Source organism: Aureimonas sp. Leaf324 (assembly GCF_001423245.1).
Classification (GTDB): Bacteria; Pseudomonadota; Alphaproteobacteria; order Rhizobiales; family Rhizobiaceae; genus Aureimonas.
In genome coordinates this window covers 330963-344365 of record NZ_LMOH01000012.1, presented here as the reverse complement: position 1 = coordinate 344365, position 13403 = coordinate 330963, and the positions used below count along the sequence as shown (strand labels likewise).

General features: G+C 68.7%; 9 protein-coding genes. 8 read left to right on the top strand and 1 reads right to left on the bottom strand.

Annotated features, from left to right (window positions below; genetic code table 11):
• The first annotated feature begins 129 nt into the window (after window positions 1-129).
• The 8 genes from ccmI (at window position 130) to ASF65_RS09135 (ending at window position 11041) form a co-directional block, all read left to right on the top strand.
• The gene (gene ccmI / locus ASF65_RS09170; protein WP_055888159.1) at window positions 130-1278 is read left to right on the top strand and encodes a c-type cytochrome biogenesis protein CcmI; all 1149 of its coding nucleotides are present in this window, start codon (window positions 130-132) and stop codon (window positions 1276-1278) included.
• On the top strand, window positions 1275-1754 hold the full coding sequence (gene ccmE, locus ASF65_RS09165; RefSeq protein WP_055888157.1) for a cytochrome c maturation protein CcmE: 480 nt from the start codon (window positions 1275-1277) through the stop codon (window positions 1752-1754). The genes ccmI and ccmE overlap by 4 nt, the downstream gene beginning before the upstream one ends.
• Complete coding sequence (locus tag ASF65_RS09160) at window positions 1751-3724, top strand: heme lyase CcmF/NrfE family subunit (protein WP_055888155.1); 1974 nt, start codon at window positions 1751-1753, stop codon at window positions 3722-3724. The genes ccmE and ASF65_RS09160 overlap by 4 nt, the downstream gene beginning before the upstream one ends.
• Before the next feature lies 1 nt (window position 3725).
• Entirely contained in the window at window positions 3726-4223 is a 498-nt protein-coding gene (locus tag ASF65_RS09155; protein ID WP_055888153.1) for a cytochrome c-type biogenesis protein, read from the top strand.
• Window positions 4224-4345: 122 nt separating this feature from the next.
• Window positions 4346-5863 (top strand): Do family serine endopeptidase, encoded by a 1518-nt coding sequence (locus ASF65_RS09150; RefSeq protein WP_055888151.1) that lies wholly within the window; start codon window positions 4346-4348, stop codon window positions 5861-5863.
• Window positions 5864-5940: 77 nt separating this feature from the next.
• Complete coding sequence (locus ASF65_RS09145; RefSeq protein ID WP_162239473.1) at window positions 5941-6654, top strand: response regulator transcription factor; 714 nt, start codon at window positions 5941-5943, stop codon at window positions 6652-6654.
• Between the two features lie 6 nt (window positions 6655-6660).
• Window positions 6661-8097 carry an ATP-binding protein gene (locus tag ASF65_RS09140; protein WP_244486604.1) on the top strand — a complete coding sequence of 479 codons (1437 nt, stop codon included), beginning with the start codon at window positions 6661-6663 and terminating at the stop codon, window positions 8095-8097.
• On the top strand, window positions 8075-11041 hold the full coding sequence (locus ASF65_RS09135) for a bifunctional [glutamine synthetase] adenylyltransferase/[glutamine synthetase]-adenylyl-L-tyrosine phosphorylase (RefSeq protein ID WP_055888150.1): 2967 nt from the start codon (window positions 8075-8077) through the stop codon (window positions 11039-11041). The genes ASF65_RS09140 and ASF65_RS09135 overlap by 23 nt, the downstream gene beginning before the upstream one ends.
• 6 nt (window positions 11042-11047) lie before the next feature.
• Here the strand turns inward: ASF65_RS09135 and ASF65_RS09130 are convergent, their stop codons facing one another.
• Entirely contained in the window at window positions 11048-13339 is a 2292-nt protein-coding gene (locus ASF65_RS09130) for an ATP-binding protein (RefSeq protein WP_244486603.1), read from the bottom strand.
• Window positions 13340-13403: the final 64 nt, after the last annotated feature.

The following is a 13403-nucleotide window of genomic DNA, read 5'->3' as shown; positions in this document are numbered from 1 at the left end:
AGCGGTTCCGAACCGGGGCCGGCGCCCTTCCGTTGGCGGGCGCGTGCAGTTGCATGACTGTTTCGGCGGTGCTCCCGGCCCCTGCGAACGATCGGACCCTTGCGTGAGGCGAGGGCCTTGGAAGCCTCGATGCTGTTCTGGCTTGTCGCCTTCGTTTTTGCCGCTCTGACCACCGCTGCGATCGTCTGGCCGCTTCTCATGCGTCCGGCGCGGGGCTCGGTGGCGCGGGAGGCGTTCGACGAGGAGGTCTATCGCGCGCAGCTGGGCGAGTTGCGCGAGGACGAGACGCGCGGCGTCATCGGGCGCGAGGAGGCAGCGGCCTCGCGCGCCGAGATCGGCCGACGGCTTCTTCGCGCCCACGAGGCGGCAACTGCCGGGAGCGCACGGACTCCGCGCGAGCGGTCGGGCATCGTTGCGGGACTGGCCGTCGCCCTCGTTCTGCCGATCGGGGCCTTCCTCTTCTACGACCGCTGGGGATCGCCCGATATCCCCGATCAGCCGCTTGCGCTTCGCGAACCCGAACCGCAGGCGCCGAACCTCGTCGCGGCCGTCGCCGAGATCGAGCGCCGGCTGGCGGCTCGGCCGGACGATGCGGAGGGCTGGAGCGTCGTCGCCCCGGTCTATCTGCGGCTCGGAGAGGGGCAGAAGGCGGCCGCGGCGTTTCGCAACGTCCTTCGCCTTCGCCCGCCGACGGCGCAGACCGTGGCAGGGCTCGGCGAAGCGCTGGTGCAGGCTGCGGACGGACGCGTGACGCCGGAGGCCGCGACCGAGTTCCGCCGCGCGCTGACCCTCGACGCCAACTGGATTCCCGCCCGGTTCTATCTCGCGCTCGCGCTGTCGCAGGAGGGGCGGTCGGCCGAAGCGGCCGACGCTTGGAGCGAGCTTCTGCGGACAGGCCCGCAGGACGGAGCCTGGCGCCCTGTCGCCGAAGCGGCTCTGGCCGACGCGCTGTCGGGGACCGCGTCGCGGCAGGCGGCGGCCCAGCCCGGGCCGGGGGCGGCCGATGTCGAAGCGGCCTCGGAGCTCAGCGACGGCGAGCGCCAGGCGATGGTGCAGGGCATGGTGTCGGGGCTCGCGGAGCGTCTGAAGGCCGAACCGAAGGACCCGGAAGGCTGGAAGCGGCTGATCCGGTCCTATGTCGTGCTCGACCGCGCGGACGACGCACGTGCCGCACTCGACGAGGTGCGAGCCGTATTTCCGGCCGCTTCGCCGGAGCTTATAGATATCCTGGGCTTCGCACGGGGGCTCGGACTGAACCCGGATCAGACAGTGCCATGACGCGCAAGCAGAAGCGCCTTGCCAGCCTTTTCGGCATTCTCGCCGTGGTCGGAACCGCGGCGGGGCTCGTCCTGACGGCGCTGTCGGACAGTGTCGCCTTCTTCAACTCGCCGACCGACATCGCGGCACGCGCCCCCGACGACGGCCAGCGGCTGCGGCTCGGCGGGATCGTGGAGACCGGCACCGTGCATCGCGACGCCTCGCAGCGCGTGACATTCCGCATCACCGATACGGTCGAGAGCGTGCCCGTGGTCTATGCCGGGCTGCTGCCGGACCTCTTCCGCGAAGGGCAGGGGATCGTGGCGGAGGGGCGGCTCGGCAGCGATCGCGTCTTCGTGGCCGATACGGTGCTCGCCAAGCACGACGAGACCTACATGCCGAAGGAGGTCGTCGACGACTTGAAGGCACGGGGCCTCTGGAAGGACGGTGCGATTGTCTCGGCGAAGGACGACGCACCGTCGGGGGCCGGGCTTTGATCGTCGAACTCGGCCACTTCGCGCTGGTGCTGGCGCTCGGCACGGCGCTCGTGCAGTCGATCCTGCCGCTGGTCGGAGCCCGCATCGGCGACGTCCGGCTGATGGACAGCGGGTCGGCGACCTCGGTCACCGGGCTGGCGCTCCTGGCGCTCGCCTTCGGGGCTCTAACCGCGGCCTACGCCACGTCGGACTTCTCGGTTCTCAACGTCGTGGAGAACTCCCATTCCGCCAAGCCGATGATCTACAAGATCACCGGCGTCTGGGGGAACCACGAGGGGTCGATGCTCCTCTGGGTGCTGATCCTGTCGCTGTTCGGCGCGCTGGTCGCGCTTTTCGGCCGGGATTTGCCGCCGAGCCTCAAGGCAACCGTGCTGTCGGTGCAGGGCTGGATCCTGACGGCGTTCCTCCTGTTCATCCTCCTGACGTCGAACCCGTTCACCCGCGTCGTGCCGGCGCCCTTCGAGGGCAACGATCTCAACCCGATCCTTCAGGACATCGGGCTCGCGATCCATCCGCCGCTGCTCTATCTTGGCTATGTCGGCTTCTCGATCGCGTTCTCCTTCGCGGTCGCCGCCTTGATCGAAGGGCGGATCGACGCCGCATGGGCGCGCTGGGTGAGACCGTGGACGCTTCTGGCGTGGCTCTTTCTGACCGGCGGCATCGCGATGGGTTCCTACTGGGCCTATTACGAGCTCGGCTGGGGCGGCTGGTGGTTCTGGGACCCGGTCGAGAACGCGTCGTTCATGCCGTGGCTGTCCGGCACCGCGCTGCTTCATTCCGCCGCGGTCATGGAGAAGCGATCGGCGCTCAAGGTCTGGACGGTGCTTCTGGCGATCCTGACCTTCTCGCTCTCCCTTCTCGGCACCTTCCTCGTCCGCTCGGGCGTCCTCACCTCGGTCCACGCCTTCGCCGTCGACCCGGAGCGCGGGGTCTTCATTCTCGCGATCCTCTGCCTCTTCATCGGCGGATCGCTGGCGCTCTTCGCCTTCCGGGCCTCCGAACTGGAGAGCGGCGGCCTGTTTGCGCCGATCTCGCGCGAGGGTGCGCTGGTCTTCAACAACCTGTTCCTGACGACCGCCACTGCGACGGTGCTCGTTGGAACTCTCTACCCGCTGTTTCTCGAGGTCTTCACCGGCACCAAGATTTCGGTTGGGGCGCCGTTTTTCGACCTGACCTTCGGTCCCTTGATGGTGCCGCTCCTGTTCGCCCTGCCGTTCGGGCCGCTCCTCGCCTGGAAGCGGGCCGATCTCCTCGGTGCGGCGCAGCGGCTTTATGCGGCGGTCGGCGCGGCGCTCGTCGTCGCAGTGATCGTGATCGCGGTGAACGAGGGCACGAAGATCCTGGCCTCGCTCGGCATCGGGCTGGCCGTCTGGGTGATGGTCGGCGCTCTCGTCGATCTTGCCGGACGGGCCGGACTTCCCAAAGCCGGGCTGCGGGTCGCGGCGGCGCGCCTCGTCGGGCTGCCGCGCTCGGCCTTCGGCACGGCGCTCGCCCATTTCGGCGTCGGCGTGACGCTTCTCGGTGTGGTCTGCGTCAGCACGTTCGACACGGAAACCGTGACAGCCATGACGCCGGGACAGGTCGTCGCTATCGGCGGGTTCGACTTGCGCTACGAGGGGCAGACCTTCCGCGAAGGCCCGAACTACCGCGAGGACGTCGGTCACTTTACCTTGCTCGATCAGGGCAACGAGACGGCCGCCATCGAAAGCGCCAAGCGTTTCTACCCCGCGCGGCAGATGCCGACGACGGAGGCCGGCATCCACACGCTCGTCTTCAGCCAGATCTACATCGCGCTCGGCGATGCAGGCGCCAACGCCGGTGCCGTCGTCGTTCGTATCTGGTGGAAGCCGTTCGTCACGCTGATCTGGCTGGGCGCCGTGGCGATGGCGATCGGCGGCGCGATCTCCTTGAGCGATCGTCGGCTGCGGGTGGGCGCGCCGGCGCGACGTCGCGCCGCAAGGCCGGCCTGACATGTCGCTGCGGACAGCTCTCCTCGCGGCAGTCGTCGCTGCAAGTACCCTGGGGGGCACGGCGGCACTCGCCGTCCAGCCCGATGAGGTTCTGCCGGACGCCCGGCAGGAGCAACGTGCCCGCGACCTGTCGGCGGGACTGCGCTGCATGGTCTGCCAGAACCAGTCGATCGACGATTCCGACGCGCCGCTCGCCCGCGATCTCCGGCTGCTGGTTCGCGAACGCATCACGAAGGGCGACAGCGACGAGGATGTCGTCGACTACCTCGTCTCGCGTTACGGCGACTTCGTGCTTCTGCGGCCGCGTGTGCGGTGGGACACTGCGCTACTCTGGGGGACGCCCGTTCTCCTTCTCGCTATCGGGATGCTCGCGCTCCGCTCGTCGGGCCGGCGGTCGAGCGAGCGACCCGGCATCGCCGGGCTGACGCCGGGCGAGGAGGCACGCCTGTCCGAGATCACCGGCGAGGAAGCCGGCGGCCCCGAGGGCCGCCGGGCCTAGACCTTACGAAGCTTTCATCCCGACGAAAACTTGCCGTAACGTTGCGACCCCTACCTTCCGACCATCGGATGGATCACAGGATCCGTCCCAGCGGATCGGGAATGGAAACGAGGGTGCTTCGCATGAACAAGAATCCCAACAAGACAACGCGTCGTTTCTCCACGGCGGTTCTGGCGGCGGGCGTCGCGGGCATGGTGCTGGCCGGTGGCGTCGTCACCAGCGTCGTGCCGAGCTTCGCCGAGCCGGTTTCGGTCCAGCCGACGGGCGTCAATCCGGGTTTTGCCGATGTGGTCGAGAAGGTCTCGCCTGCCGTCGTCTCGGTGCGCGTCAAGGAGCAGATCAAGCCGGCGAGCGACGATGGCAGCGATGCCGAGTCGCCGTTCGACAACCTGCCGCCGAATCATCCGCTTCGCCGCTTCTTCGAGTTCGGCAACCCCGGCATGCAGGGCTCGCCCGACGGCCGGCAGACGCCTCGCCGCACTCCCCGCCAGGGCATGGCGCAGGGCTCCGGCTTCTTCATCTCGGATGACGGCTACCTCGTGACCAACAACCACGTGGTCGAGGGCGGCAGCGACTACACGGTCGTGCTCAACGACGGCACGGAGCTGAAGGCCGAGCTGATCGGCACCGACTCGCGCACGGATCTTGCGCTCCTCAAGGTCGAGGGCGGCAATCGCAAGTTCACCTACGTGGACTTCGCCGATGACGCGAAGGTCCGGGTCGGCGAATGGGTCGTCGCCGTCGGCAATCCGTTCGGCCTCGGCGGCTCGGTGACGGCCGGCATCGTCTCGGCCCGCGGCCGCGATATCGGCGCCGGCCCCTACGACGACTTCATCCAGATCGACGCGGCGGTGAACCGCGGCAACTCGGGCGGTCCGGCCTTCAACCTCGAGGGTCAGGTGATCGGCGTCAACACGGCGATCTTCTCGCCGTCCGGCGGCAGCGTCGGCATCGCCTTCGCCATCCCCGCCTCGACCGCCAAGACCGTCATCCAGTCGCTCCGCGAGAACGGCAACGTCCAGCGTGGCTGGCTCGGTGTCCAGATCGCGCCGGTCACGCAGGACATTGCTGAGGCGCTGGGCCTCAATGCGGAGGAGGGGGCGATCGTCACGCTGCCCGACACCGACACCCCGGCGGTCAAGGCGGGCATCCAGACGGGCGACGTCATCACGGCCGTCAACGGGCAGACCGTCAAGGGCCCGCGCGAACTGGCCCGCAAGGTCGCCGAGTACCGTCCGGGCACGACGATCGACGTGAAGGTCTGGCGCAACGGCGAGGCCCGCGACATCAAGGTCGAGCTCGGCAACCTGTCCAGCCTCGACGAGGCGTCGAACACCAGCGGCGACCGCAACGTGCCGGTCAATCCGTCGTCGCTTCGGGGCTACGGCCTGACGCTGACGCCGTCCGACCAGGGCGACGGCGTCGTCATCACCGAGGTCGACCCCGACTCGGAGGCGGCCAACCGCGGCGTCTCGGCCGGCGACACGATCGTGGCGGTGAACGGGACCTCGGTGAAGTCGCAGCGCGAGGTCGAGGACGCCATCAAGAAGGCCTCCACGTCCGGCCGCAAGGCGGCGCTGTTCCAGCTGCGCAGCGGCGACCAGAACCGTTTCGTCGCCCTGCCGATCAGCGGAAGCTGAACCGCGACGGACGGAAAACAAACGGGGGGCGGCGGATGCCGCCCCCTTTCCGCTCGAAGTCTGGAAGGATACTGACGATGACGATGTCCGCGCCGTCCCCTAGATCGGATCACATGCGCATCCTCATCATCGAAGACGACCGGGAAGCCGCGTCCTACCTCATCAAGGCCCTGAAGGAGTCGGGACATGTGCCCGACCATGCGGCGGATGGCGAAACGGGCCTGCACATGGCCCTGACGCAGGCCTACGACGTTCTCGTCGTCGACCGGATGCTGCCGAAACGCGATGGCCTGTCCGTCGTCTCCAGTCTGCGCGAGAAGGGCAACGAGACCCCGATCCTGATCCTGTCGGCGATGGGGCAGGTCGACGACCGGGTGACGGGTCTGCGGGCCGGCGGCGACGACTACCTGCCGAAGCCCTACGCCTTTTCCGAACTCCTCGCCCGGATCGAGATCCTCGGCCGGCGCCGTGGCGCCAAGGACGTCGAGACGGTCTATCGCGTGGGCGATCTCGAGCTCGACCGCCTGTCGCACGAGGTGCGCCGCGGCGGCAAGCCGATCACGCTGCAGCCGCGCGAGTTCCGGCTCCTCGAATACCTGATGAAGCATGCCGGCCAGGTGGTGACCCGAACCATGCTGCTCGAGAACGTCTGGGACTATCACTTCGACCCCCAGACCAACGTCATCGACGTGCATATCTCGCGGCTGCGCTCCAAGATCGAACGCGAGTTCGGCGAGCCGCTGCTCCATACGGTCCGCGGGTCCGGATACATCATCCGCGCCGGGGACTGACGCGCCTTGCGCCGACCGACCATCCTGCGCATCCGCGAGCTGATGCGCGTCACCGCCGTTCGTCTGTCGGCCGTCTATCTCGCCCTCTTCGCGCTGTTTGCGGCGATTCTTCTCGTCTACGTGACGGAGACGGCGTCCTCGATCCTTCAGACGCAGAGCCAGGAGGCGATCGCGGATGAGATCGAGACGCTCGACCGGATCTACCAGAACACCGGCATCTCGGGGATCGTGCGCGCGATCGACCGACGCGCCCGACAGCCGGGGGCTCCCCTCTATCTCGTCACCGACGGCACGGGCCTGATCCTCGCCGGCAACGTCCAGAGCCTCGAGGCCGGCGTCCTCGACGACGCGGGGTTCAAGACGACGCCGTTCCGTTACGCGCGCTTCACCGAATCGGAGAAGGACCGCTACCACATGGCGGTCGCCGAGGTCGTGCAGCTGCCGAACGGGATGCGGCTTCTGGTCGGCCGCGACCAGACCGACCAGGAACGGATCCGGCTGGTCGTGCGCAACGCCCTGATCCTCGCGCTTCTCCTGATGAGCTTCGGCGCGCTGCTCGCCTGGTTCCTGGTCGGGCGCACCGCGCTTCACCGGCTGGACCGCATGTCGGCGGCCACCGCGCGGATCATGGCGGGCGACCTGACCGAGCGGCTTCCCGTGACCGGAACCGGGGACGAGTTCGATCGCCTGTCGGAAAAGCTCAACGTGCTCCTGGCGCGGATCGCGCTTTTGCAGGAAGGGCTGCGGCAGGTCTCCGACAACATCGCCCACGACCTGAAGACACCGCTGACGCGCCTTCGCAACCGGGTCGAGGCGGCGCTCGGCGACGAGACGCCCGAGCGAAGCGGTCGACAGGCGATGGAGGCGGTGCTCGCCGAAGCGGACGGGATGATCCGCACCTTCGACGCCCTCCTGATGATCAGTCGCGTCGAGGCGGGGTCGCATCCCGCATTGAAGAGCGAGGTCGACCTGTCCTCGATCGTCGCCGATGTGGCCGAGCTCTACGAGCCCTTGGCCGAGGACGTCGGCGGGCGGCTCGTCGTCGACGCCCCGGAGCCGATCGTCGCGCCGGTCAGCCGGGAGCTGATCTCGCAGGCGGTCTCCAACCTTCTCGACAACGCGTTGAAGTACGGGCTTTCCGCCCGGCCGCTCGAAATTCGCATTGCGGTCGCCCGCCGGGGCGAAGAATGCCTGATCTCGGTCGCCGACAACGGGCAGGGCATTCCGGCCGACAAGCGCGAGCGCGTTCTCGAACGCTTCTACCGGCTGGACGAAAGCCGCACGAAGCCGGGTTCGGGGCTGGGTCTCTCACTTGTCCAGGCGATCGCTTCGATCCACGGCGGAACGTTGGCGCTTGACGACGCGGAGCCGGGTCTCAAAGTCACGCTGGAGATACCGATGGAGAGGGTGGTCCCGGCGCATGACGGAGTTCGCGGGCCTTGAGTTGCGAATCGGAGGGTCGGCCGCCCTGCATGCGCTGAGCGACGCGGAGGCGACCCGCCGCCGCGTCGATCTGGCGTCGAGCGCGCGTGCCGCGGACCTCGGCCGGCTGGCCGCATGGCTCGACGATGACGACGGCGCGGGCGACCGCGATCGGCTCGTCGCCGCCCTCTCGCTCTCGCCGCACCTCGCCTCGATTGCCGAACGCCGTCCCGACTGGATCGACCAGCTCTTCGACGCCGGGGCGGGCGACCGCGTCCGCGCGATCATCGATGCACTGGGGCAGCCCGTTCCCGAGGGCGCATCGGAAGCTGCGGAGATGACGCGCCTTCGCGAGGCCAAGGCGGAAGCCTCGCTGCTGATCGCGCTGCGCGACCTCTTCGGCGCCGCCGGCCCGGATACGACCACTGCCGATCTATCGGATCTCGCGGAGGCGGCGATCCGGCGCGCGCTTCGCTTTGTCCTCGCCGATCTTCACCGCCGCGGGCAGCTCGACCTGCCCGATCCGGCGCATCCCGAGACCGGCTGCGGGCTGACGATCCTCGGCATGGGCAAGCTCGGCGGACGCGAGCTGAACTATTCCAGCGACATCGACATCATCCTTTTCTTCGAACCCGAAACGCCCGCGATTCGCGACCCGATGGAAAGCGTCGAGATGTTCTCGCGCCTCGGGCGCAAGCTCGTGCGGATGATCGGCGAGCGCACCCGCGACGGCTACGTGTTCCGCACCGACCTGCGCCTGCGGCCCGATCCGTCCGCGATGCCGCTGGCGATCCCGATCCCCTCCGCCCTCATCTACTACGAAGGGGCGGGGCGCGACTGGGAGCGGGCGGCGATGATCAAGGCGCGCCCGGTGACCGGCGATCCGGCCGTCGGCGAGGCGTTCCTGCGCGAGATCACGCCCTTCGTCTGGCGCCGCTATCTCGACTTCGTCGCCATCGCCGACATTCAGGCGATGAAGGCCAAGATCGACCGGCACCGCGGCTTCGAGGGCGTCGCGACGGCGGGGCACAACGTCAAGCTCGGGCAGGGCGGCATCCGCGAGGTCGAGTTCTTCGCGCAGGCGCAGCAGCTGATCGCGGGCGGACGGCTGCCGTCGCTTCGAACCCGCCGCACCGACGAAGCGCTGGCGCGGCTGGCGTCGGAGGGCTGGGTGGCGCCCGCGGTCGCGAGCGAGCTGACCGAAGCCTACTGGTTCCTGCGCCGCGTCGAGCATGCGATCCAGATGGTGGCGGACGAGCAGAGCCACACACTCCCGACCGCGCCGGGCGATCTCCTGCGCATCGCGCGCCTCTGCAACTTCGGCGAACTCAACGATTTCGAGGACGCTCTCCGCGACCGCCTGGAACGCGTGCAGGCGCGGTTCGCGGCGCTCTTTTCCGAAGGGCGTGCCGCGGGCGACGACGAAGGCGTGCTCGACGGCCTCCTGGAGGACGGCGCGGACGAGGCGGCGCTGAAACGCCTCAGCGAACTCGGCTATAACCGGCCGGCCGATATCGGGCGGATCGTCCATCGATGGGGCTCGGGGCGTTACCGGGCGATGCGCTCGGAGGCGGCGCGCGACCAGTTCGTCGCCGTCCTGCCGTCGCTGCTTCAGGCCTTCTCGGGCGGCAGCGATCCCGACGCGGCGCTGGCCGCCTTCGACCGGTTCCTGGAAGGCCTGCCGTCCGGCCTGCAGTTCTTCGCGCTGATCGCCTCCAACCCCAAGCTGCTCGAACTCCTCGCCGAGATCATCACCTCGTCGCCCCGGCTCGCCGAGACGATCGCGCGACGGCCGCATGTGTTCGACGCGCTTCTCGATCCGGCCTTCTTCCGCGAGCTTCCGACGCGCGAACTGATCCGGGAGCGGCTGTCGGCCTTCCTCGGGGACGCGCGCTTCTTCGAGGAGCGGCTCGACCGGCTGCGCATCTTCGCCGCCGAACAGCGCTTCCTCGTCGGCGTCCGGCTCTTGTCGGGGGTGCTGGAGGGCGAGGTCGCAGGCACGGCCTTTTCCGATCTGGCGGAGGCGGTGCTCGGCGAGGTACTGACGGCGGTCGCGGCCGAATTCACCCGCGCGCACGGACGCATCACCAGCGGGCGCATCGCGGTGCTCGGCCTCGGTCGCCTCGGCTCGCGCGAACTGACGGCCAACTCCGACATCGACCTGATGCTGCTCTACGACCACGATCCGGGAGCGGAAATCTCGGATGGTCCGCGCCCGCTTCCCGTGTCGACCTACTACGCCCGGCTGACGCAGCGACTGATCTCGGCCCTGACCTCGCCCACCGCCGAGGGCGTTCTCTACGAGGTCGATTTCCGTCTCCGCCCATCCGGCAACAAGGGGCCGCTGGCAACGCCCATCGAAGCCTTCCGCAAGTATCAGGCGGAGGCGTGGACCTGGGAGCGCATGGCGCTCACGCGCTCGCGCCCGATCGCCGGCGATGCCGCACTCTGTGCCGAAATCGGGGAGGCGGTGCGCGAGGCGATCGTCGCCCATTGCTCCGATCCGCTTCTGACGGACGACGTCGCCGACATGCGCGCGCGCCTCGACGTCCAGAAACCGCCGCGCGGGGCCCTCGACCTGAAGCGCATCCCCGGCGGGCTCACCGATCTCGAATTCCTGGCCCAGTGGGGCATCCTGACGGGGAGGGTGCCGCTCGATCTCGTGGGGGCGCCGACGGCGAGCGTCCTGGCGGCGTTGCGCAACGCCGCAACGGACGGTGAGACCGGTTTCGACGACCTGCCCGGCATCATGCTGGAGATGACGCGGGTCATGCAGATCCTGCGTCTCGGCGGCGACAAGGCGTTGCGCGTGACGGACCTGCCGGGACCGCTGGCCGACCGGATCGCCGCCGCGCTCGATCTTGCCGACAGCGCCGGCATCGAGCCCGAGATCGTACGGCGAGCGGCCGATGTCCGGGAGGTGTTTGCGAGGACCATCCCTTACCGAGGCGAGATCGGCGCCTGATCGAGCTCAGGCGGCGCGGGACAGAAGCGCCGCCTGCTCGGCCAAAGCGCTCGCGCACTCGGGGCAGGGCAGGCGGAAGCTCACGGCCGTCCCGCGTCCGGGGCGGGAGGTGATCGACATGGTGCCGCCCTGCAATTCGATCAGCGAGCGCGCGATGGCAAGGCCGAGGCCGGTGCCCTTGTGGGTGCGGGTCAGTTCGTTCTCGACCTGCTCGAACGGCTTGCCGAGGCTTTTGAGCGACTCGCGCGGAATGCCGATGCCGTTGTCGACGATGGTGATGATGGCGTGAGCCCCCCGCAGGCGGGTGCGCACGCGCACGTCGCCGCCGGGCGCGGTGAACTTCACCGCGTTGGCAAGGAGATTGAGGAGAATCTGCTTCGTCGCCCGGCGGTCGCCTCTCAGCGGCAGGACGTCCGGCATCTCGACGCCGATCGTGAGCGCCTTGGCGTTGGCAGCCACCCCGACGATCCGCACCGCCTCGGCGAGGATCGCTGGCAGGTCGATCGCCTCGTTGGCGAGGGCCAGCCGGCCCGCCTCGATCTTCGACATGTCGAGGATGTCGTTAATCAGCTTCAGGAGATAGTGGCCGCTCTGGTGAATGTCGGCCGCGTATTCGGTGTACTTGCCGTTGCCGATCGGACCGAAGCTCTCCTCGCGCATGATCTCCGAGAAACCGATGATGGCGTTCAGCGGCGTGCGCAGCTCATGGCTCATATTGGCGAGGAACGTCGTCTTCGCCTGGTTCGCGCTCTCGGCGCGCTCCTTCTCGATCATGTAGTTGCGGTTGAGTTCGGCGAGCTGCCGCGCCTTGGCCTCGGCGTCGCGGCGGGCCGTCGACAAGTCGTTGATGGTGGCCATGAGGCGTCGCTCGGAGTCCGACAGGCGTTCCTGGTGCACCTTCAGCTGCGTCACGTCGGTGCCGATCGACACGTGACTGCCGTCGCCGGTGACGCGCTCGGACACTTGCAGCCAGCGCCCGTCGGCCAAGAGCGTCTCGGTCGCCCGCTCGCCATAAACGAAGCTCGGGCTGGTCAGCTTGCGCTCCTCGATCGGCCGGCGCGCCTTGGCGCGCACCGCCTCGAACGGGGTGCCCGGGCGCACGTCCTGGTCCGTCAGGCCGAAGACCTCTTGGTACTTGGTGTTGCACAGGACGAGCCGGTGGTCGGCGTCCCAGAGCACGAAGGTCTCGGAAATGTTCTCGACCGCGTTCTGAAGGCGAATGTTCGCCTCGTCGGTCATGCGGGCGAGGATGTGGTTCTCGCTGATGTCGACCGCGACGCCGATCAGGTGGATGTCGTTGTCGGGATTGCGGACGATCTCGGCGCGGGCGCGCAGCCAGAGATACTGCCCGTCGACATGGCGCATGCGGAACGAGCGTTCGATGTTGCCGACGCTGCCCGAGGCGATCTGGCGGGCGAACTCGAAGAAGGAGCCGTCGTCGGGATGCAGGAGGTTCGAGACCTCCGCGAAGGAGAGGACGCCGTCGCGCGGCGGCAGGCCGAGCATCTCGTACATCGAGCGCGACCAGAACATGCGTCCGCGCGACAGGTCCCAGTCCCACAGGCCGCAACGCCCGCGCGACAGCGCGGTCTCGACGCGGTGATGCTGCTCGCCGAGCAGGCGGTCCGCGGCGACCGCGCGCGTCGCCTGCCGGAAGTAGGCGACGAGGATCGCAAGGAGCACGAGGGCCGTGACACAGAACAGCGTCACGTTGAGCGAGACGGATTTGCGCCAGTCGGCGAAGATATGGGCTTCCTCGCGGATGAGGACGACGCTGCCGAGCGGCCCGGACAGGAGCGCGGCCGAGGCCATCGCGTCCTCGCCGGCCCACGAGACCTCCATGACGCCTGCGCGCTCGCCGAACACGAAAAGCGGCTGGCCGCCGTCCACCAGCGTGCCGACGTCCGCGCCGAGAGCGGCTTCGTGGCCGGGCGTGGTGGCGACGACGCGGCCGTCCTTGTCGGCGATCATCGCGATCAGGCCCTTGGCCTTCGAGGACACGGGCAGGGCGCTGTTGACGAGGATCTGCGCGCGGGTCGCCGCATCGTCGGTGCGCGAATCGAGTGCCGCGTCCTCGGCCCGCAGCAGGCTGGCGGTGATCTGGAGATCCTCGGTGGCGCGCTGCTCCATGGCGTCGCGCTCTTCGATCAGCGCCGCGAGGAGAACGACGGCGATTACCATGAGGAAGCCGATCACGAAGACCGGGATGGCCCGCCGCAGGATGGGTTCGAGTTCGGCGATCCGGTCCAGCCCCGGCTGGGGAATGCGGCGGCGGACGCGCTGCAGGAGGGTCGTCAATCTCTCCGTGGCCAGGGATGAGTCATCCCGTGCCGGAGCGCTTGTCGCGTCCGAACCCATCAAT

Coding starts and splice junctions, on each gene's coding strand:
- ccmI (WP_055888159.1), top strand. CDS start 130: ATGCTGTTCTGGCTTGTCGCCTTCGTTTTTGCCGCTCTGACCACCGCT.
- ccmE (WP_055888157.1), top strand. CDS start 1,275: ATGACGCGCAAGCAGAAGCGCCTTGCCAGCCTTTTCGGCATTCTCGCC.
- ASF65_RS09155 (WP_055888153.1), top strand. CDS start 3,726: ATGTCGCTGCGGACAGCTCTCCTCGCGGCAGTCGTCGCTGCAAGTACC.
- ASF65_RS09150 (WP_055888151.1), top strand. CDS start 4,346: ATGAACAAGAATCCCAACAAGACAACGCGTCGTTTCTCCACGGCGGTT.
- ASF65_RS09145 (WP_162239473.1), top strand. CDS start 5,941: ATGACGATGTCCGCGCCGTCCCCTAGATCGGATCACATGCGCATCCTC.
- ASF65_RS09135 (WP_055888150.1), top strand. CDS start 8,075: ATGACGGAGTTCGCGGGCCTTGAGTTGCGAATCGGAGGGTCGGCCGCC.